The 20178-nt window shown below is 42.8% G+C and carries 18 protein-coding genes and 1 riboswitch; of the genes, 3 read left to right on the top strand and 15 right to left on the bottom strand.

The window, feature by feature from the left end:
- Nucleotides 1–7 precede the first annotated feature (7 nt).
- From G608_RS0109550 to G608_RS0109530, 5 genes are all read right to left on the bottom strand, one after another.
- Nucleotides 8–379 carry a hypothetical protein gene (locus G608_RS0109550; protein ID WP_026495841.1) on the bottom strand — a complete coding sequence of 124 codons (372 nt, stop codon included), beginning with the start codon at nt 377–379 and terminating at the stop codon, nt 8–10.
- The gene (locus G608_RS0109545) at nt 376–948 is read right to left on the bottom strand and encodes an RNA polymerase sigma factor (protein ID WP_051209098.1); all 573 of its coding nucleotides are present in this window, start codon (nt 946–948) and stop codon (nt 376–378) included. Before G608_RS0109545 ends, G608_RS0109550 begins: the two co-directional genes overlap by 4 nt.
- A 171-nt stretch (nt 949–1119) precedes the next feature.
- Nucleotides 1120–2316, bottom strand: a complete 1197-nt coding sequence (gene metK / locus G608_RS0109540) for a methionine adenosyltransferase (RefSeq protein ID WP_026495839.1) — start codon at nt 2314–2316, stop codon at nt 1120–1122.
- Between the two features lie 150 nt (nt 2317–2466).
- A riboswitch (SAM riboswitch) is annotated at nt 2467–2560 on the bottom strand.
- 135 nt (nt 2561–2695) lie between these two features.
- Nucleotides 2696–5080 (bottom strand): Tex family protein, encoded by a 2385-nt coding sequence (locus tag G608_RS0109535; protein ID WP_026495838.1) that lies wholly within the window; start codon nt 5078–5080, stop codon nt 2696–2698.
- A gap of 98 nt (nt 5081–5178) precedes the next feature.
- Complete coding sequence (locus G608_RS0109530) at nt 5179–6534, bottom strand: MATE family efflux transporter (protein WP_026495837.1); 1356 nt, start codon at nt 6532–6534, stop codon at nt 5179–5181.
- 146 nt (nt 6535–6680) lie between these two features.
- Here G608_RS0109530 and clpX point away from each other — a divergent pair, with 146 nt between their 5' ends.
- The gene (gene clpX, locus G608_RS0109525) at nt 6681–8126 is read left to right on the top strand and encodes an ATP-dependent Clp protease ATP-binding subunit ClpX (protein ID WP_026495836.1); all 1446 of its coding nucleotides are present in this window, start codon (nt 6681–6683) and stop codon (nt 8124–8126) included.
- On the opposite strand, the gene arcC is transcribed toward clpX, so the two are convergent.
- The 10 genes from arcC to G608_RS20680 all read right to left on the bottom strand — a co-directional run bounded on the left by arcC (nt 8116) and on the right by G608_RS20680 (nt 18340).
- A complete protein-coding gene (gene arcC, locus G608_RS0109520) occupies nt 8116–9051 on the bottom strand; it encodes a carbamate kinase (RefSeq protein WP_026495835.1) in 936 nt (311 codons plus the stop codon). The two genes, clpX and arcC, sit on opposite strands and share 11 nt — an antisense overlap.
- 50 nt (nt 9052–9101) lie before the next feature.
- The gene (locus G608_RS0109515) at nt 9102–11018 is read right to left on the bottom strand and encodes a glycoside hydrolase family 2 protein (RefSeq protein ID WP_026495834.1); all 1917 of its coding nucleotides are present in this window, start codon (nt 11016–11018) and stop codon (nt 9102–9104) included.
- Nucleotides 11019–11041: 23 nt separating this feature from the next.
- On the bottom strand, nt 11042–11773 hold the full coding sequence (locus G608_RS0109510; RefSeq protein WP_026495833.1) for a DUF975 family protein: 732 nt from the start codon (nt 11771–11773) through the stop codon (nt 11042–11044).
- A gap of 30 nt (nt 11774–11803) precedes the next feature.
- Nucleotides 11804–12325 (bottom strand): hypothetical protein, encoded by a 522-nt coding sequence (locus G608_RS0109505; protein ID WP_026495832.1) that lies wholly within the window; start codon nt 12323–12325, stop codon nt 11804–11806.
- An 85-nt stretch (nt 12326–12410) separates the two neighbouring features.
- Nucleotides 12411–12800: a hypothetical protein gene (locus tag G608_RS0109500; RefSeq protein WP_026495831.1), complete on the bottom strand. Its 390-nt coding sequence runs from the start codon at nt 12798–12800 to the stop codon at nt 12411–12413.
- Between the two features lie 162 nt (nt 12801–12962).
- The gene (locus G608_RS20685; RefSeq protein ID WP_051209095.1) at nt 12963–14774 is read right to left on the bottom strand and encodes a S1C family serine protease; all 1812 of its coding nucleotides are present in this window, start codon (nt 14772–14774) and stop codon (nt 12963–12965) included.
- A 218-nt stretch (nt 14775–14992) separates the two neighbouring features.
- Nucleotides 14993–15271, bottom strand: a complete 279-nt coding sequence (locus tag G608_RS0109490; RefSeq protein ID WP_026495830.1) for a hypothetical protein — start codon at nt 15269–15271, stop codon at nt 14993–14995.
- Nucleotides 15272–15280: 9 nt separating this feature from the next.
- Nucleotides 15281–16297 (bottom strand): UDP-glucose 4-epimerase GalE, encoded by a 1017-nt coding sequence (gene galE / locus G608_RS0109485; protein ID WP_026495829.1) that lies wholly within the window; start codon nt 16295–16297, stop codon nt 15281–15283.
- Nucleotides 16298–16323: 26 nt separating this feature from the next.
- Nucleotides 16324–17550 (bottom strand): UTP--glucose-1-phosphate uridylyltransferase, encoded by a 1227-nt coding sequence (locus tag G608_RS0109480; protein ID WP_026495828.1) that lies wholly within the window; start codon nt 17548–17550, stop codon nt 16324–16326.
- A 214-nt stretch (nt 17551–17764) separates the two neighbouring features.
- Nucleotides 17765–18340, bottom strand: a complete 576-nt coding sequence (locus G608_RS20680) for a Uma2 family endonuclease (RefSeq protein WP_051209091.1) — start codon at nt 18338–18340, stop codon at nt 17765–17767.
- Nucleotides 18341–18724: 384 nt separating this feature from the next.
- Here G608_RS20680 and G608_RS0109470 point away from each other — a divergent pair, with 384 nt between their 5' ends.
- Both G608_RS0109470 and G608_RS0109465 read left to right on the top strand, forming a co-directional pair.
- Complete coding sequence (locus G608_RS0109470) at nt 18725–19045, top strand: helix-turn-helix domain-containing protein (RefSeq protein ID WP_035795232.1); 321 nt, start codon at nt 18725–18727, stop codon at nt 19043–19045.
- A 123-nt stretch (nt 19046–19168) separates the two neighbouring features.
- The gene (locus G608_RS0109465; RefSeq protein WP_155833262.1) at nt 19169–20104 is read left to right on the top strand and encodes a hypothetical protein; all 936 of its coding nucleotides are present in this window, start codon (nt 19169–19171) and stop codon (nt 20102–20104) included.
- The last annotated feature ends 74 nt before the right edge of the window (nt 20105–20178 follow it).

Below are 20178 nucleotides of genomic sequence, written 5' to 3'. Positions count from 1 at the left end.
TCCTATGTCAATTATTCCCTATTTCAAAAGAAGAAACTGCATCGCTAAACGAATGCTTACCAAGCAACTCCGATACATAGCCTGTCTTTGTATTACTATCATTTTCTTCAGCCGCCTGTGACGACCTTTCTCTGATAGTGGCTACCCCACTGCTATTTGATATGGCAGGTATTAAAAACATAAAAAGAATCGCAGCAGCCATAGCCATACATACCTGAAATCTGAACCTTGCGTACTCTCTTTTCCTTGCCTGAAAGGAGATAACCTTCAGCACCGATTCCTCGAAATCCGGAGGAGCCTGCACCATGCTTGATTCTTCCGTTGAAGATATGAGCTTTTCCAATTCTTCATCACTTAAATAATTAAAATCTTCATTCATGCTTCAAGCCACTCCTTTCCACAGTTTTTCTTTAGCATCTCACGAGCTCTGTAAATCCTTGTCTGTACTGTTTTTAGATTCGAACCCTTTTCCTCCGCAATCTCTTTTGCTGTTCTCCCACCTATGAAATGCTCCTTTGCAATGTCACTGTAGCCCTCCGGAAGGTCTTCACAGTATCTTGTAAAGCTGTTTATCACATCCTCTGCTTCATAAATATCAGAAGGATTATTGCTGACAGATGAGCTTGTAATTCCGGCTCCTGCTTTGGGTTCAGGCATCTCTTCCTCGGCCGTGGGAACTGCCCTGTTTGCTGCGCTTCGTAAGTAGTCCGTACATTTATTGGCAGCGATTCTCGATAGCCAGGCCTTCTCATTTGTTCCATCGAACTTATCCATATGGGTATAGGCCGATAGGAAGGTTTCCTGCGCTATGTCTTCAGCAGTAAAATAATCTCCGGTCATTCTAAGGCAGATGGAAAAAATAAGATTTTTGTACTGCTGCATCCAAAGTATTAACTTTTCCTGTGCGTCTATTTTTTCCACCTCCCTTCTGCTTTTTTCATCTCTCATATTATATAACGAGGGCAGATTCAAAAAATCTTCAGGATTACAAAATTTTTTCAAAAAATTTTTCTATGGATTTTCAAACAATACAAAAACACCCACTGCACTGATATCTCAGCGTAGTGGGTGTCATAAAATCAACTTACTACTATATTATAGAAGCCTTTTCAAAAAGACTTATGCGTTAACCTTACTCTTAAGCTCGTCAACCTTATCTGTCTTCTCCCAAGGAAGGTTAAGGTCGTTACGGCCAAAATGTCCGTATGCAGCTGTCTGCTTGTAGATAGGACGACGAAGGTCGAGCATCTTGATGATTCCTGCAGGACGAAGGTCGAATGTATCACGAACTGCGTTTACAAGAGCCTCGTTTGAAACCTTACCTGTTCCGAATGTATCAACAAGAACTGATGTAGGCTGTGCAACACCGATAGCGTATGAAAGCTGAACCTCACACTTATCAGCAAGACCTGCTGCAACGATGTTCTTTGCAACATAACGAGCTGCGTAAGCACCTGAACGGTCAACCTTTGTGCAGTCCTTACCTGAGAAAGCACCGCCGCCGTGACGAGCAGCTCCGCCGTAAGTATCAACGATGATCTTACGTCCTGTGAGACCTGCATCACCTTGAGGTCCACCGATTACAAAACGGCCTGTGGGATTGATATAGATCTTTGTATTGTCATCAACCATAGCGCTGTCTACAACTGCGTCGATAACATACTTTCTGATATCCTCATGGATCTGCTCCTGAGAAACCTTCTCATCGTGCTGAGTAGAAACAACGATAGCCTCAAGTCTAACGGGCTTGCCGTTCTCATCATACTCAACAGAAACCTGGCTCTTACCATCTGCTCTAAGATAAGGAAGAGTTCCGTTCTTACGAACCTCTGTAAGCTTTCTTGTAAGCTTGTGAGCAAGTGAGATAGCGTAAGGCATAAGCTCCTCTGTCTCGTTTGTAGCATAACCGAACATCATACCCTGATCGCCGGCACCGATTGCCTCGATCTCCTCGTCAGTCATCTTGTTCTCTCTAGCCTCGATAGCCTTATCAACACCCATTGCGATATCAGCTGACTGCTGGTCAAGAGCAACCATAACTGCGCATGTGTTACCATCAAAGCCCTTCTCTGAGCTGTCATAACCGATCTCAACGATTGTCTCTCTTGCGATCTTTGCATAATCAACAACAGCCTTTGTTGTGATCTCACCTGTAATAAGCGCAAAACCTGTGCAGGCTGTAGTCTCACAAGCAACACGGCTCATGGGATCCTGTGCAAGGCATGCATCAAGGATAGCATCAGAGATGTTATCACAGATTTTATCGGGATGTCCCTCAGTAACTGACTCGGAAGTGAAAATAAACTTTTCGCTCATTTGAAAATCCTTTCTGCGCATTTTGCGCTCTGAAAAAATTAATTAGTAAAGTCCGCTTTGCGCGAAGCCAAGCGGACCTGATAACAGATAATCAAATCCTCTTATTGCTCGCAGATCCTACCGCTAATATAAAGCAATGCGGTACAGGGTCACTTACTCACTACGCTCAGGTTGGCACCTTCCGGATGTCCGGGGTTGCCGTGGCTTCACAGATCCTATGTATCTCCACCACTCTGAATAAGAGAAAATTACAATATGGAATTTTCATATCTTTGAGATACAATACTATATAAATCTCATTCTTGCAATAGGGTTATTGAATAAATTTCTCTTTTCTGAAAAACTCATTCATAAATCCATCAGGCATAAAGAAAGTTTCTTACTTTTTGTTAATTTTCATAGTAAGACCGATTCTCTGTTTCTTGAGATCAACCTCGATAACCTGCACATCTACTATATCTCCGACACTTACAGCATCAAGAGGATGCTTTATAAAGCGGTCTGTAATCTGAGAAATGTGTACAAGACCGTCCTGATGAACACCTATATCAACAAAGGCGCCAAAGTCCACGATGTTTCTCACAGTTCCCTTAAGGATCATTCCGGGCTTTAAGTCCTTCATATCCATAACATCGCTTCTAAGGATAGGCGCAGGCATACTCTCTCTTGGATCTCTTGAAGGCTTCTCAAGCTCTGAGAGAATATCTGTAAGTGTGATTTCACCTACGCCAAGCTCCTCTGCGAGCTTCTTCTTATCTCCAACCTTCTTAAGGAGGCTTCCGCCAACTGCTGCCTTATTATCCTTTGCAGCACCATTATTCTGACTCTTCTCATTTGATGTCTGAGCTGAGTCAGAGCCAAGGCTTGTTCCGTTTAGAGCTGCTGCAAGGGCTGCACCCATTGCTGTGCTTGTATTTTTTATGAAAACCTTCTGCTCTTTTTTCTGCTTCTTAGCAGGCTTCTGGTCAGCCTTTCCATCGTTTTTCTTTGCAGCATTTATATCCTTAGCGGTCTTCTTCTGAGCTTCACGGACATCTTCCATGGTAAGTCCAAGCTTGTCCATGAGCTTTTCCGCTGCTTCGTAAGACTCGGGATGTACGCTTGTGTCATCAAGAGCATTTTTCCCGTCATGGATCCTTAAAAATCCTGCGCACTGCTCATAGGCCTTGGGGCCCAGCTTCGGAACCTTAAGGAGCTGATCTCTGCTCTCAAACTTACCGTTAGCTTCTCTGTAATCTACGATATTTTTAGCGATTACCTTGCTGATTCCGGAAATATATGTAAGTAGCGGTGCTGATGCAGTATTAAGATCAACACCTACCTTGTTAACGCAGTCCTCTACCACACCTGAAAGGGCTTCGCCAAGCTTTTTCTGGTTCATATCATGCTGATACTGACCGACACCTATGCTCTGAGGATCGATCTTAACAAGCTCTGCAAGAGGATCCTGAAGTCTTCTTGCGATGGACGCAGCACTTCTCTGTCCCACATCAAACTGAGGGAACTCCTCTGTTGCAAGCTTACTTGCAGAATATACTGAAGCGCCTGCCTCATTAACGATAACGTACTGAACAGGCTTATCCAGTTCCTTTATAAGCTCAACAATTACCTGCTCTGATTCTCTTGAAGCAGTACCGTTACCAACCGAAATAAGATCCACGTCATATTTTTTGATGAGCTTCTTAAGCTCTGCCTTGGCCTCTTCTACCTTATTCTGAGGTGCTGTGGGATAGATAACCTTTGTATCAAGAACCTTTCCCGTAGCATCAACGATTGCAAGCTTACAGCCTGTTCTGAAAGCAGGGTCCCAACCTAGAACTGTTTTTCCTGCGATGGGAGGCTGCATGAGAAGCTGCTCAAGATTCTTGCCAAATACTGTGATGGCGCTGTCCTCAGCCTTCTCCGTAAGCTCGTTTCTGATATCTCTCTCAATTGCGGGAGCGATAAGTCTGTCATAGGAATCCTTGCAAACAGCCTTAAGTAAAGGTGTTGTCTCGGCATTATCCTTTGTTATGGTCTTTGTCTCGAGGTATCTTAAAATCTGCTCCTCGGGAGCTGTTATCTTAACAGTAAGGAATTTCTCAGCTTCACCTCTGTTAAGAGCAAGTACTCTGTGTCCAAGAATCTTATTTACAGGCTCCTCAAAGCTATAGTACATCTCATATACACTCTCTGCCTTCTCATCCTTGGCAGTTGATGTAACAAAGCCCTGATTCCAGGTTTCTTCACGAATGTATTTACGATAATCGGCATCATCGGAAATTTCTTCAGCGATGATATCCATAGCACCCTGGATTGCTTCCTGGATGTTCTTAACCTCTTTCTCGGGATTTACGTAGTGAGTTGCCTCTTCAACTATAGTCTTAGTGGTCTCCTGGGCACGGATAATATCTGCCAGTCCGTCAAGTCCCTTCTCTTTTGCAACAGAAGCACGGGTCTTTCTCTTTGGTCTGTAAGGTCTGTACAAGTCCTCAACAGCTACCATTGTCTCGGCAGCTACGATCTTTTCCTTAAGCTCATCTGTCAGCTTTCCCTGCTCTTCAATGCTGGCAAGTACCTGCTCCTTTTTCTCCTCAAGTCCTCTCAAATATGAAAGGCGCTCACCGAGAGTTCTGAGCTGCTCGTCATTCAGTGAGCCTGTGACCTCCTTACGGTATCTTGAAATAAACGGTATGGTGTTGCCCTCGTCGATAAGTCCAACGGCTGCCTCAACCTGCCATTTTTTTACGTCAAGCTCCTCAGTGATCTTCTGTAAAATATCCATTTATGTAGTACTCCTTGATCTAGATTGAAATGCATTCCCGTTTTTCTGAAGAAAAACAGTAATCTATTGTATTACTATACTATAAATTCCGGTTAAATTTAAGCGGCTGCCATTTCTATTTTTCTCGCCCACTTTATTCTGTAGTACAATACCTCAACTATGCAGCAGCTAACCCATCCAACAGGGTATCCAAGTCCCACAAGCAGCGCAGTATTTGCCACATATCTTGTGACCACGAAAAGATAAATCTGTCTGATCACCACAAAACACAGGATCATTATGACCATAGGTCCCTTGGAATCGCCTCTGCCCCTCAGTGCTCCTGCAAGGGTGTGGTTTACACAGTTTGCAATAAGGAAAAATACATTGGCATGAATGAAAAGCGCGCCGTATTCCACAACGGACATGTCCTGTGAAAAGAGCCTGATGGCAGGTTCTGCAAAAACATACAAAAACAGTGCTATTATGGCGGTTATCACTGATGCCAGAAGAACGGTCGTCCTTGTGCCTCTTGCTGCTCTCTCTTTTTTCCCTGCACCCATATTCTGGCTGACAAAGGTTGTAGCCGCCATAGCCATGCTGCTCATTGGAAGCATGATAAATGTATCAAGCTTGTTGTAGCTGCTCCATCCCGCCATGCAGCTTGAGCCGAAATGATTGACATAGGACTGCACGAAAACATTGGAGAAGGCTGTGATGACAGACTGAATTCCCGCAGGAAGTCCTACCATAAAGATCATCTTTAGTATTGCAGGATCCAGCGTAATGTCCTTCCACACGAACTTGTACACATCATTTGCACTTGTCAGCAAAACAAGAATAAGAATAGCCGATATCGCCTGTGAGATTATAGTAGCGTAGGCAACGCCTGCTATTCCCGCCTTTAACCCTATTACAAAAAACAGATCCAGGATAATGTTCATGATACTTGTCAGAATGAGAAACATCAGCGGCCTTGTAGTATCGCCCACTGCGCGTAGAATTCCGCTTCCCATGTTATAGATAAGAAGTCCCGCAAATCCAAGGAAATAAGTCTTTAAGTAAATTGTAGCATCGTTCATTACGTCATCCGGCGTAGCCATGAACTTCAGCATCGGTACGACTCCGAGAGTTCCTATTATTGTGAAAAGAACACAGAATATAAATGTTGTCGCCATGGTGGTCTCAATAGCTTTATGGAGCCTGTCATGTTCTTTTGCTCCAAAATATCTGGAGATTACGACACCTGCGCCGATTGAAAAGCCGTTAAAGAAAAACACCAGCATGTTCACGATCATTGTGGTTGATCCAACCGCCGCCAGTGCTTCCTTTCCTACGAAATTTCCTACTACGATGGAATCCACCGTGTTGTAGAGCATTTGGAATATGTTTCCAAACATAAGAGGCAGAGAAAACATTATTATCTGCCTGATGATTGACCCCTCCGTCATGTCTTTAGTTGTAGTTTTTGCCATTTCTAAATACCTTCTTTCTTCTCTGTTTAAGTTTAGCACAATTCAATGTTAAAAGCTAAACCCATGAGTTTATATTTTCTTCACTTGTAGATACCGAAAGCTGCGCATATAATCTAAGTTGGTATAAACAGAAACGGAGAATAGCTATGAGCGATCAGAATAATAACAACATCGACGAGATTAACGGAAACGCAAATACAGAAAATAACGATAAGAAAGAGCCCGAATACGAAGATGTCTGCTTCATGTGCAGACGCCCCGAGAGTAAGGCCGGCAAGATGTTCCATCTTCCTAACGGAATCTGCGTATGCGATGATTGCATGCACAAGACCATGGATACGGTCAGCCAGTTCGATTATCAGAATCTTTTGAATAATCCTACTCTCATGAACGAACTTAATAAACACACCGGCATGCCGGGGCTGAATTTCATGGACTTTTCTAACTTCCAGGGAACAGGAGGAATTCCCAACTCCCAGAAGATCAAGAAGAAAAAAGAAGAGCCGGAAGTAAAGCCGGAGCTTAGCATTGAAAACATCCCTGCTCCTCACAAAATAAAGGCAAAGCTTGATGATTATGTTATCGGGCAGGAACAGGCAAAGAAGATAATATCTGTAGCGGTATATAACCACTACAAGAGAGTTACAACAGGCACCATGGACGACATAGAGATCGAGAAATCCAATATCCTCATGATCGGTCCCACAGGAAGTGGTAAGACATATCTTGTAAAAACCCTTGCAAGACTTCTGGATGTGCCACTGGCAATAACAGATGCCACATCCCTTACAGAGGCAGGCTACATCGGTGATGATATCGAATCCGTTGTGAGTAAGCTCCTTGCTGCTGCGGGCAACGATATAGACAAGGCTCAGCAGGGCATCATCTTCATAGATGAGATAGATAAGATTGCCAAGAAAAAGAACACCACTTCAAGAGATGTAAGCGGTGAATCTGTTCAGCAGGGAATGCTTAAACTTCTTGAAGGTGCTGATGTAGAAGTGCCTGTAGGCGCCAGCAGCAAAAACGCAATGGTTCCAATGGCTACAGTTAATACAAGAAATATCCTCTTTATCTGCGGCGGAGCTTTCCCGGATCTTGACGAGATCATAAAACAGCGTCTGAACAAACAGACTTCTATAGGTTTTGATGCAGATCTTAAGGATAAGTGGGATAAAGACCCTGACCTTATCACCAAGGTTACTGTCGATGATCTTAAGAAATTCGGAATGATCCCCGAGTTCCTTGGCCGTCTGCCCATCATCTGTACTCTTAAAGGTCTGTCCAAGGATATGCTTATCCAGATACTGAAAGAGCCCAAGAATGCTATATTGAAGCAGTATCAAAAGCTCCTTGCCCTGGATGAAGTAAAACTTGATTTTAATGACGATGCTCTTGAAGCTATTGCCGAAAAGGCTTTAGAAAAAGACACCGGAGCGCGTGCGCTCCGGGCCATAATTGAAGAATTCATGCTCGATATAATGTATGAGATACCAAAGGATGAAAACATCGGACACGTAACCATTACCGGAGATTATATCCGAGGTAAAGGCGTTCCTCAGATCGAGATCAGGCACGATGTCATGCAGTAATGCATGTTCCTGCCTTACCCTTTAATGCATTTGCTACCTCAGACAGAGATGTTATCAGAACAGTTCCTTCCGGATTACTCTTAAGGAACTCTATGGCAGCCTCTATCTTGGGTAGCATATTTGTTTCCCCAAACTGTCCTTCACTGATGTATTTCTCTGCATCGCTTACGGTCATTTTCTCTATAGGAGTCTGAGTATCCTTTTCAAAATCCTTATAAACGCATGGAACTGAAGTAAAGATAAAGAGCTTATCCGCCTTAAGGTCTGTAGCAAGCTTTCCTGCAATTGCATCCTTCTCGATTACAGCAGATGCACCCTTAAGCACATGTCCCTGCTGAATTACAGGAATTCCGCCACCGCCGCAGGCGATAACTATCTGTCCTGCATCTGACAAAGTTCTGATTGTATCAATTTCCACAATGTCTATGGGCTTTGGTGCTGCTACGATTCTAAGGAAGCCTTTTCCCGGAACCTCCTGTACGAAGTTGCCCTTCTTTATCTCGTTATCCGCATCCTCTCTGGACATATATCTTCCGATAACCTTGGTGGGTGCATAAAATGCCTCATCATAGGGATCTACCGTAACCTGTGTGAGGATTGTGCTCACTGGGGTTGATATTCCGCGACTTGTCAACTCGCTCTTAAGGGAATTCTGAAGGTCGTAGCCAACATAGCCCTGGCTCATTGCACTGCAGACACTCATGGGAGCAGGTGTGTAATCGATGTAAATTCTACGAAGCTCTGTCATAGCCTTGTGAATCATGCTGACCTGAGGTCCGTTACTGTGTGTAATATTAAGCTGATATCCTGCCTGAGCAAGATCTGCAAGGGCTTTAGCTGTAACACCAACGGCTTCCTTCTGCTCGTTAGTGGTATATCCAAGTGCCTCATGTCCAAGTGAAACAACCGCCTTCTTGTTTTCCATACTCTGTTTATTCCTCCGCGTTTTTTAATAGGTCAATTATAGCATAGATATTATCTCTTTGTGGCTTTGTGGTTTCCGGCAAGCTTTAATTTATTGTGCCTTCTGTCGTAAGTCAGAATTCCGTTTACCTCTTCCTCCACATCGGAAAGCTGGGTATAAACAGCACCGGCAAGGCCTTTTGCCTTCAGATTCTCTGTAACAAGCTTCATAAGGTCTCTGTAAGCCCTGGCAAAGCTGCCTGGAGAATCGTATTTCTTGTAGCCGTAAATCCTGTCCACACTGCTGTGTCCCTTAATATAGCAGGTATATCCGCCATACTCGGAAATCACAAAGGCTCGTCTATGCTTATCTTTAATAACCTCAAGGGGTCTGAAGTAGTTGTGAACACTTCTGAAATCCCCGCCATTTTCATCAAACCATCCGCTGGCCTGATCTATAAGCCTTCCGTCCTCGAACTGCCTTGCATTTATAGTCGCTGCAGATGCATTGAACTGTCCCCAGCCTTCATTAAAAAGCACCCATACAGCTATACTCGGCACATTTATAAGAGTCTTGATGGTCTCTTCCATTTCGTGGGTCCACTCTTTTCTGCCATCCGCAGAGCCTCTTGAAAACATCCTGTAGTTTACGGGGCCATCCGGCATTCTGCCAAACACATCAGGAAACAGCGTCGGAAGGTAGCTGACAACAGGCTTTGCGTAAGATGAGCCTCCGCTGACCATATCCTGCCACACCACCATGCCAAGTCTGTCGCAGTGGTAGTACCATCTGGCAGCCTCAATTTTTATATGTTTACGAAGCATGTTAAAACCAAGCTTCTTCATCTCTACAATATCAAAAATCAGTGCTTCATCAGAAGGTGCCGTATAAAGTCCGTCAGGCCAGTAGCCCTGATCCAGAACTCCGTTTAAGAAGTAAGGCTTATTATTCAGGAAAAATCTGGGATTACCCTGCTCGTCAAACTGCCTTGTAAAGGAGCGCATCGCAAAATATGACTCTGCCTTATCGCTTTCTGCCTCTATTTCAAGGTTATAAAGATAAGGATCCTCGGGGCTCCACAGATGAGGCTTTGGAATGCTTATCCTGCAGCTGTAAACATGGGATGATCTGTGTCCATCCTCAAGATCCGGTGAATATCTGCCAAGCTCGTGAGGAGAATGACGTTTGCCCTCATCTCTTACAGGTACGGTATCCCCCTGAACTTCAGCTATCAAAGTCTCATTGTCAGCTGCTTTTACGCTAAGCTTAACCTTAGTCTCTCCATTTGTGAAAATCTTAATATTCACATGGGCAAGATCCCTGTCCGGAATAATTCTGTAGGCTGTGATATGAAGCTTTGGAACAACCTCAATCCACACAGTCTGCCAGATTCCGCTCTGAGCTGTATAATACATACCGCCGCGCTTTAAGGTCTGCTTACCTCTGCTGTGATATGAAGTATCACTGTCATCAGTTACAAAAACGGTAAGCACGCCAAAAAGAGAAAGGGGATCATCCTCCGATTTCTCAAGTGAATCCGTGATATCGATTGTAAATGGTAAATAGCCGCCCAGATGCGCGCCGACAGGTACGTTGTTTACAAAAACAATGGCTTTTTGATCAACTGCACCAAAATGAAGAAGAACTCTGGAGTCTGCATCAGGAATGCGGATTCCTTTAAGTTCCTTTTTATATAAGAGAGTCTCATCCGGCTGTAACTGTCTCTCAACGCCTGAAAGAATTGCCTCCGGTGAAAATGGAACAAGAATTTTCCCTTCCATTGCAGCAGGCATGATCTCTTTGTTTGAAAAAGCATACTCCCAAATTCCATTGAGGTTGATGTAGCTTTCTCTTTTAAACTGGGGTCTTGGGTATTCCTGCAAAACCTCGTCTTCTTTTAAGGAATCTCCCCAAACAGTTGTGAGTCTTTTTAAAACGTCATCCTCATGGGTTTTATCTATAGCTTTAATAGCATCAATTAAGTCCATATTTTAATACAATCTCCGTATTTTTATTCCATGCTGTTCTGTGAAGAAACCGCGATAAGGTCCTGGTAAAACGCGGCCTGTGAAGCCTCCATGTAGGCATTAACCCACAAAAGCGGGATAAAGAACGTCAATATTCCAAGAATAATCATCGGAATAAAGCTCAAATAAAGCTTAAAGAGTCTGAATTTGTTGCCATTCATAAGGTCTGCACTGATTCTGAAAATATCCTCAGGGGATTTATCAGGGAAATCCTGAAGCAGGTAAAATACCTGTGAAAATACCAGATTGAAGGCTATCATCAGCACTAATCCCACCGCTGCTATGGCGATAAGGATATTTCTCATCATCACATTTCCGGATTCTCTGTAGAAATTAAGCCATACAGACAGCGGTACTGACTGAAGCATATATGCCACAGAAAAAGGTATCTGCAAAACAAGCGCCTTATCAGGATGACTTGCAAAGCCGTGCCAGAAATCCTTGGCAGAAACCGGCTGAGCATAAATGACGTTCATGTAAAGATATGCCATTCCCGAATAGAAGACACCCAAAAAGATGTCCACCAAAAACAGGGACAATAAATAAATGATATATGTCAGAATATTACTGGGGCTGACCATTACTACTACAATGTTTGAAATTATCAGCTGAATCGCCGCAAAAAGAATAGCAGCACCGATCGTAGTGCCATATTGTCCGTAAAGACGTTCCCTTGCTGTCGCCTTCACCATGTCTGCATTCTTGGGTTGTCTCATATATTCCTTTCCACAGACAATCCCAATGCTTTAAACACCTGCATCAAAATTGGCACCTACGAGACCTGCCGCATCTGCACCTTTCCTATTTTTCTGGTAAGGATTGTCCTCATTCTTATACATAATCTGTGTTGTGGTCAAACCGCCTGAAACGTATGTCCTGCCACACTCAGGACACACAGCAGTAGTAAGCTTTACAGAAGCCTGGATGACTTTACCGTCACCCTCTGATGCCTTCTTAAAAGCATTGGAAACATGCTCCTGCTCATGGGCTCTTACCCTTGAAGGCGCAGCCTCAGGAGAAATATGGGCAGCCGATTTAAATGAGACCATCTCATCAGAACCGTCCTGATATTTACGGTTTTTACAGGTCTCACATTCTGCCGGTGAAGATCTAAGCCCCGGTCTCTTCTCAACACTTTCACCGGGATTTAGAGTAATCTTGGATTCAGCCCCCACTGATGAAGCTCCGGTTCCTCCGCCTATTCCCATGGGATAGCCAAAGCCCGGCACGTATCCGCCGCCAAATCCTATTGCACCTATTCCACTCATAAGCACTCCTTCCTCCGCTATATATCCTGCGGCTCTAGAAAGCTGTACCTATGCAGTCCCCCACTCTGCCAATCTCCGTCAAAACTTAATCAAATTTAATTCCTAAACTATTCTCCAAATCCTGAATAGTATCATCGAAACTCTCGCCACTGATAGCAAGTGAATACTGGTTAACCAGGGCCCTTACTTCAGGATCCACAAACATGGAAATAACTGCCTGAACCAGTAAAAAATACCCGCCTATAAGCCCTACCGAGCCAAAAATTATCGCCCTTCTGGCCTGAGGAAGGAGCTTTCCGGAAGAGTCTCTTGATAGAAGTGCCATCACGATAGCGATTCCGCCCAGAATTATAGCAAAATATACACTGAGTAAAAGTGCTGCCGATATCAAACTAATGATAAATGCAGCTGTTGCAAAAGCAACTCTCGGATTCATCGTGTTGTGCTCTTTATTGTATTCGTAACTTTCTATCATCTCAAAATTACTTCCCGCTTCGATTTAATCGCATTAATTCAATTTAAGTGTACATCAAATGCGCTTCAATGTGTATTAAATTTTAATTAAGTCAAATGCCCCGCTACATGCACTGTAGTGGGGCATTCTGATATTTTCTTATTTTGGGGATTCAATTATCAATTAGTTACCAAAGTTAAACTGGAAGCCGAAGGGATTTTCAAACATATCGAAATCTCCGCCGTTCATGCCATCTTCACCGTTCTGACCGCCTTCACCGTTCTGGCCACCTTCATTATTCTGGCCATCCTCAGGTATTGCATCCTCTTTGGGCTCTCCGTCATAGGTCTTACCCTCAGTTCCATTCTGATTAGCATCCTCTACAGTCTGCTTTGTTCCGAGAGTTACCTGAACCTCCTGCTCCTGATATCCGCCGGATGACTGTCTTTCTATTGTAACTGTTACAACCTCTCCTGCTTCATAATATGCAAGTCTGTTCTGAAGATCCGCCATTGATGAAATCTCTTTTCCATCAAACTTGGTAATGATATCGCCCTCTGCAATGCCTGCTGCCTTAGCACCACCATCCTCAGAAACTGCTGCAACATAAACTCCTAAAGGAAGTCCGTACATCTGTGAAACCTCTGATGTAACACTGACACCTGAAATTCCGATGTATCCTCTTGAATCCTCATCAACCTTTGCACGGGTCTTCTCTGTCATAAGCTGCTCAATGATAGGCTTTGCTGTAGAAATCGGAATAGCATATCCCATACCCTCTACAGTATCGCCGCCGATCTTGTTTGAGTTAATTCCTACTACCTCACCTTTGATATTGAGAAGTGCTCCGCCTGAGTTACCGGGATTGATCTCGGCATTGGTCTGGATAAATGTGCCTTCTTTAGAATCATCCAACTGGATAACACGGTTAATTGCACTTATAACACCTGTAGTTACAGACTGACCATAGCCAAGTGCATTACCTATAGCGATAGCGGGTTCGCCGAGTACCAGAGAATCTGAATCGCCAAGCTCAGCAATTGCTATAGCAGATTTTGTATCACTTTCAAGATCCTCAAGTCTTACTGCTATTACAGCAAGATCCATATTTGCATCAGTACCTTTAACCTCAGCATTTGCAGTTTTCTCATTTACAAACTGAACCTCAAGTGTGTCTGCACCTTCAATTACATGATAGTTTGTTGCTATGAGAAGCTCTGTATCATTTGTACCAACTATGAAGCCTGATCCTGATGCTGTAAGCTCCTGGCTGTACTTCTGTCCAAAATAAGACATTGACTGAGTGTAGTTGTTATTGATGGATACCATTGCAGGCATTGCCTTTGCAACCACCTGAGTAACATCTGTTGTAATGATCGCAGAATCTGATACTACACCGGTTGAAGCGATTCCTGTGTCTCCGGAATCACCTATAACATCAGCATCTTCCTCAGAAGCATCTGCTGCATCCTCATCAGCATCTTCAATAACATCTTCGTTTGTCTCATCTGCTGAAGCGATCTCATCATCATCTTCATCGCCCTTAGCTTCAATGAGCTTATCGCTGATCCTTGTCATGCTGTAATATCCGGCACCAAGTCCAAGTGCAAGAATAAGTGTTGCTGCGATTACGATGGCTGCTTTCTTACCCTTTCCGCCTTTTCTTGGAGGCTGTGCTCCGCCTACGGGCTGATAGCTGCCATACTGGTATGTGCCATAGGATCCGCCGTTATAGCTTCCCTGACCGCCTGTTGTATAATTCGGTGTTCCGGGATTAGCTGAACCGTAATTTCCGTTCATGGTTCCTTGGCTGTAGCTGCCTGAATTATAGTTGCCGGAGTTATAGCTTCCTGAATTATAGTTTCCGGAAGGTGCTCCGTTATAGGAACTTCCTGAGAAACTGCCATTATTGCTCTGGCCGTAACTTGTGTTGTTTGCAGGCTCAGATGAATTTGTGCCCATCTGCTGATCGTTAGTATTTTCATTATCAAACATGGTTCATTACCTCTTTTCTTTGATAAATTATTGTTTTTATGTGATCCGTTTTGCCTTTCTTTTTCTTGTATGTTATCAGTATAGGCAGAGATTGTGACTAAATTGTGATAAAAGTATCAAAAAAATATTTCCCAAAACTAAATTTAAACATAATGTTCAATCTCAGTTCTGGGAAATATTTGTGTGTTTTGTCAGTATTTATGCGTTATTCTGCGATATCAATAATAGAAGTCATCTTCCTCTATTACCTGAATCTCCATGTAATCAAAGGGTACTTCTTCAATAAATGCATCCTTTGTAAATCTGCATTTGCTGTGCAGCTGAAAATCATGCACAGTTGACTTAAGCCATATGGGCTTACTAAGGTCAAACTCATAGCAGGCTTTCTCCAAAGCATTTTTCACTTTATGGGTCCGTGTATCCATGGTGTTATCTTCGACAGTCATATCCTTTATAAGGTGATTGTCGTTAATCAGTCTGATCCATAATCTAAACATAGGTTACAATTATTCCTCATATCCGTTGGGATTCTGGCTCTGCCATCTCCAGGAATCTTCACACATCTCACGGATTCCGTTCTCTGCCTTCCAGCCGAGCTCTTTTTCAGCCTTATCTGCATTTGAGTAGCATGTAGCGATATCTCCTGCACGTCTGGGCTGAATCTCGTAAGGAATCTTAACGCCGTTAGCTTCCTCGAAATTCTTAACGATATCAAGAACGCTGTAGCCTACGCCTGTTCCAAGGTTATAGATGTTAAGTCCGCTCCCGGGCTCAAGCTTCTTAAGAGCCTTAACGTGACCAACAGCAAGGTCTACTACGTGAATGTAATCGCGGACACCTGTTCCATCGGGTGTATCGTAGTCATTACCAAATACGTTGAGCTTAGGAAGTCTTCCGACAGCAACCTGTGTGATGTAAGGCATAAGGTTGTTGGGGATACCATTGGGGTTCTCACCTATAGTACCGCTCTTGTGAGCTCCGATAGGATTGAAGTATCTAAGAAGAACTACATTCCACTCCTTATCAGCAAACTGAATATCTGTAAGAACCTGCTCAAGCATTGACTTGGTCCAACCATAAGGATTGGTGCACTGTCCCTTAGGGCACTCCTCAGTGATCGGAATAAATGCAGGATTACCATATACTGTTGCAGATGATGAGAAAATGATATTCTTGCATCCATGCTTTCTCATTACATCAACAAGAGTAAGTGTTCCTGTGATGTTGTTATCATAGTACTCCCAAGGCTTCTGAACTGACTCACCAACAGCCTTAAGGCCTGCAAAATGAATAACGCTGTCAATCTTTTCCTTTGTAAAGATCTCCTCAAGGCCTTCTCTGTCGCGGATATCTGCCTTGTAGAAAGGAACCTTCTTGCCTGTGATAGCCTCAACACGGCCAAGAACCTTCTCACTTGCGTTAGCGAGGTTATCCATTACTACTACATCATATCCAGCATTCTGAAGTTCTACTACTGTGTGGCTGCCAATGTATCCGGCACCACCTGTTACTAAAATAGCCATTCTTTGTCCTCCCAAAATACCCTCAATTAAAGTTCAATTCCGTTCTTCTTGCAGAGCTCTCTTGCAGACTCAACTGAATCCTTACCAGTCTTGTTCTTGATAGGCGCGAACTCATACTCACGAACAACCTCGTAAGGAACACAGCTTGCAAGCTCGTGGATCATATCAAGAACCAGCTGCTCAAACTTGCATCCGTTAGGAGTCTCGGGCTTAATAAGCTCTCCGTTCTCATTTATATAAGGAATCTTCTTCTCAACTACGTGAAGAGGAAGCTCGTTCTTGGCAATACGCTCAAGTGCAGGTACGTTGAAGAGGTAGTTAAGGATAACACCATAGTTGTAAGCAGGCTCTCCTGCCTCGTCCTTAGCATCCATCATCTCCTGAGTAAGCTCATAGTACTCAACGATGGAAGGTCTGCCATCCTCAAGACACATAACACCAACACCCTCATCGGGAGCGTTCTTCTTAACAACCTTAGCACCAACCTCTGCCTTCTGTGCGATTGTAGCACCAACGAAGCAGGGATCGCATATTCTCTGAAGTACGTTATCAACTGCGAAGATATTAACCCACTCAATGCCCTCAGCATGAAGAGTCTTATCAAGACCAGCCTTTATCATAGAAGAAAACCATCCTGCATTTCCGTTAGGAGATGTGGAGATACGTCCCTTCTCTTCCATATATACCTTACCTTCATAATCTGATGCAGGAGCCATATCCTGCTTGAAGAAGGTAACCTTTTCTGCATTATATCCAAAGAAGTTCTTCTCAGTGAGGAACTTAACTGTCTTCTCGTGGTTCTTCTCACTTGTCATGATGAAAAGATGAATCCATGTACCTGTTGCATCAACAACATCCTTAAGATTCTCGATGATACGCTGGAAAATGAATACTTCCTTGGTAAGTCCGATGTTGTACATTCCCTTGGGGTCATCAGAACCAAGTCTTGTTCCCATACCGCCGGCAAGAAGGCATGCTGCAACTTTACCCTGTTTGATAGCCTCTGTACCGATAGCGTTAAACTCATCTTTTCTCTTCTCGATCTCTGAGAGCTGCATGCATGCAAGAGGCTCGAATTTACCTCTCACTGAGCCCTTACCAAGATTCTTGGCATTCTTAAGGACCTCGAAATCTGTCTCATCGATCTGCTGGAGCAGAGCTTCCTGCTCTGAGCCTGAAAGCTCGTCATAGTACTTAAGGACATGCATCTGTCCGTTCGCTTCCAGCTTCTTTTTTGCTTCTTCTAAAGTCATATTTTTTCTCCTTTTACTTATTACAGTCTACAGGCTAAGGTTATGCCCTATCTATATAAGTATATCTGTAGAGTGTTATTTCTATTTGAAAACCTATTATATGATATCTCACAGAATAAGTAAAAACAAATGAATAATTAAAAAAGTCTTTAAAAATATGTATTTTTGCCCTAATCACCATGTTTTATAATAAAGATGCCGATAAAAGCTATCATTAAACAGGAATCCTGTTATGTTCTTCAATGATATCCCTTATTTTTGAAAGATCCACCATAAACCTGTCATCAAATATACTTACCGGCATAAAACTATAAAAGTCACAAACCCTCGGCTTATCAGTCCCTTCCATAAATATATATTTATATAAATTCCCTGCTGCCGGATCTATTGCCCAATACTCCTTTACACCGGAATCCCTATATAACTTTACCTTGGAAATAAGATCCCTGTTTCTGGTAGCATCAGATACAATCTCTGCTATAAAATCCGGTGCACCATATATCTCCAAGCCGCCTATCATGCTCTTATCGGATACTATCATCAGGTCCGGCTCTACCATATTGTAGTCATCACATGCCACCATGACGCTTACCGATCCCTCGTATAATTTCATATCAAGTCCCTGCTCGAAAATATATCTTCCTATTATGATATGAAGATATGATGCAATATCCTGATGCAGTGTTCCTCTCCTTGGAACCTCATAAAAATCACCGTCGATAAGTTCTGTCCTGATCTCACCCGGCAATGCATAATAATCAATGACTGTTCTGCGGCAAACTGCTGACATTTAAACCTCCCGTATTGCATTGAGTTCCTGCAACTCCGCCCATATCATGCAATACTTTTATATATTATTATATACTTATTGAATACTATTATATATTTTTATATACTTTTGTAAATAGAAAGGACGGACAAATCTGTCCGCCCCTTCCGTAAAGTGATTTTGCAGCAATTCTAATCCTTATGATTGATTCGTATCTGAAATGTACATCTACTTCATTGCGAATTATTCATATCTCATTTGCGTATTAAAATTCTAATATCACAACTTTTAAATTCGTGATAATTCCCGTAAACAATACAAAATGCTATCGCAAAAGCGAAATGATATTGTTATATTTAATATCGCACAATATATTTGCAAACAAACCTATTGGGAGGTTTTTCTATGTTCGATGCCCTTGGCAGAATTTTGGAACTTCGAGAAGCACGTGGTATGAGTGTATACAAACTCGCCAAATTGACCGGCATTCCTCAAACCACTTTTGTTACCTGGTATTCCTATAACAGATATCCCGGTCTTGATAAAATTGAGCTCATGTGTGATGTTTTTGGCATTACCCTTGCTGAGTTTTTCAGCGATTCAGAACAGCTAGAAAAGGGTCAGATTACTGAAGAACTGGCCGACTTAAATTCTAAATATCTTGTACTGACAGATTCCCAAAAGAAGGCTGTCAACACTGTGATTGATGCGTTTTTACACGAATGATTATCCCATTCCTGTAAAAACGCTTTTTTATTGACTGCACCTTCTTAATCTGCTAAATTATCCTCCATATGATTTCACTTTCCTTTTTACAAGCCCGGAGAAGCATGTATAGAAAGGAATTCTATGAAAAACAACAAAACGGCGCTCTTGCGTCGCATCACTCTTGAAGAGGCCCAGAAGGCTGTTCGATCTATGAATCTCATTAACGGTTTCCTCTTTGACAGTGTAATGGAGGACAATGAACGAGCTAAAACCGTTGCCGGAATCATACTGTCAACGGTACTTGGCCAAGAGATTTCCGACATCGAAGTTACACCTCAAAAAACTTTTCTTGGAATTGATTGGGGATTGCACGGCATACGATTTGATGCTCAGATAAAACCTGTACCTGAATCATCCGATCTTAGTGTCACAATTTATGATCTCGAAATTGAGGATCGAGAGAGCGATAGATTATCGCTTCCGAGAAGACAGCGATATTACTCTGCCTTGTCGGATGAACGCACTCTTCCTTCAAGTACAGACTACAGAGAACTTCCTGATTATGTTTCTGTGACCATTTTGTCCTATGATCCATTCCTTGCAGGTGATATGTACTATGCTGCCAAAATGCATTTGAAGACACATCCCCACAAAGAATATGAGGATGGACGACTTAACATTTTTCTCTATGCTTACGGTAACAACAATGTCATAACCAAGGATCAGACTTATGGAAAAGCCTTAGAGGAAATGCTAAAATACATAGTAGATGGAACACTACCATCAGATCATAACGAGAGAGTAATTTCACTTGATAACATAGTATCTGAAGTCAAAAGCAGATCGGAGGTGAGTTCACACTATATGAAAGCCTGGGATAGAGAGATTGTCATGAAAAGAGAATGGCAGGCAGAAGTCAGAGCCAAGGTATTAAAAGAAGATGCAGAAAAGTTCGTTTCCTATGCTGTCAAACATAATGATTCACCTGATTCCATAAAAGAGGAGCTCATGGAGAATTATGATTATTCAGAGGGAGAAGCTGATGCACTGATTACTTCCAAAATGGCAACCAAATAACCCTAAATAAAAATTTGCATTGAAAAACTCCTGTAGAATGTCATATTAAATGACCTCTACAGGAGATTTTTTTA

Origin of the sequence: Butyrivibrio sp. WCD3002, assembly GCF_000424265.1 — a bacterium.
Lineage (GTDB): Bacteria > Bacillota > Clostridia > Lachnospirales > Lachnospiraceae > Butyrivibrio.
This window is presented reverse-complemented; position numbering and strand designations above follow the sequence as displayed.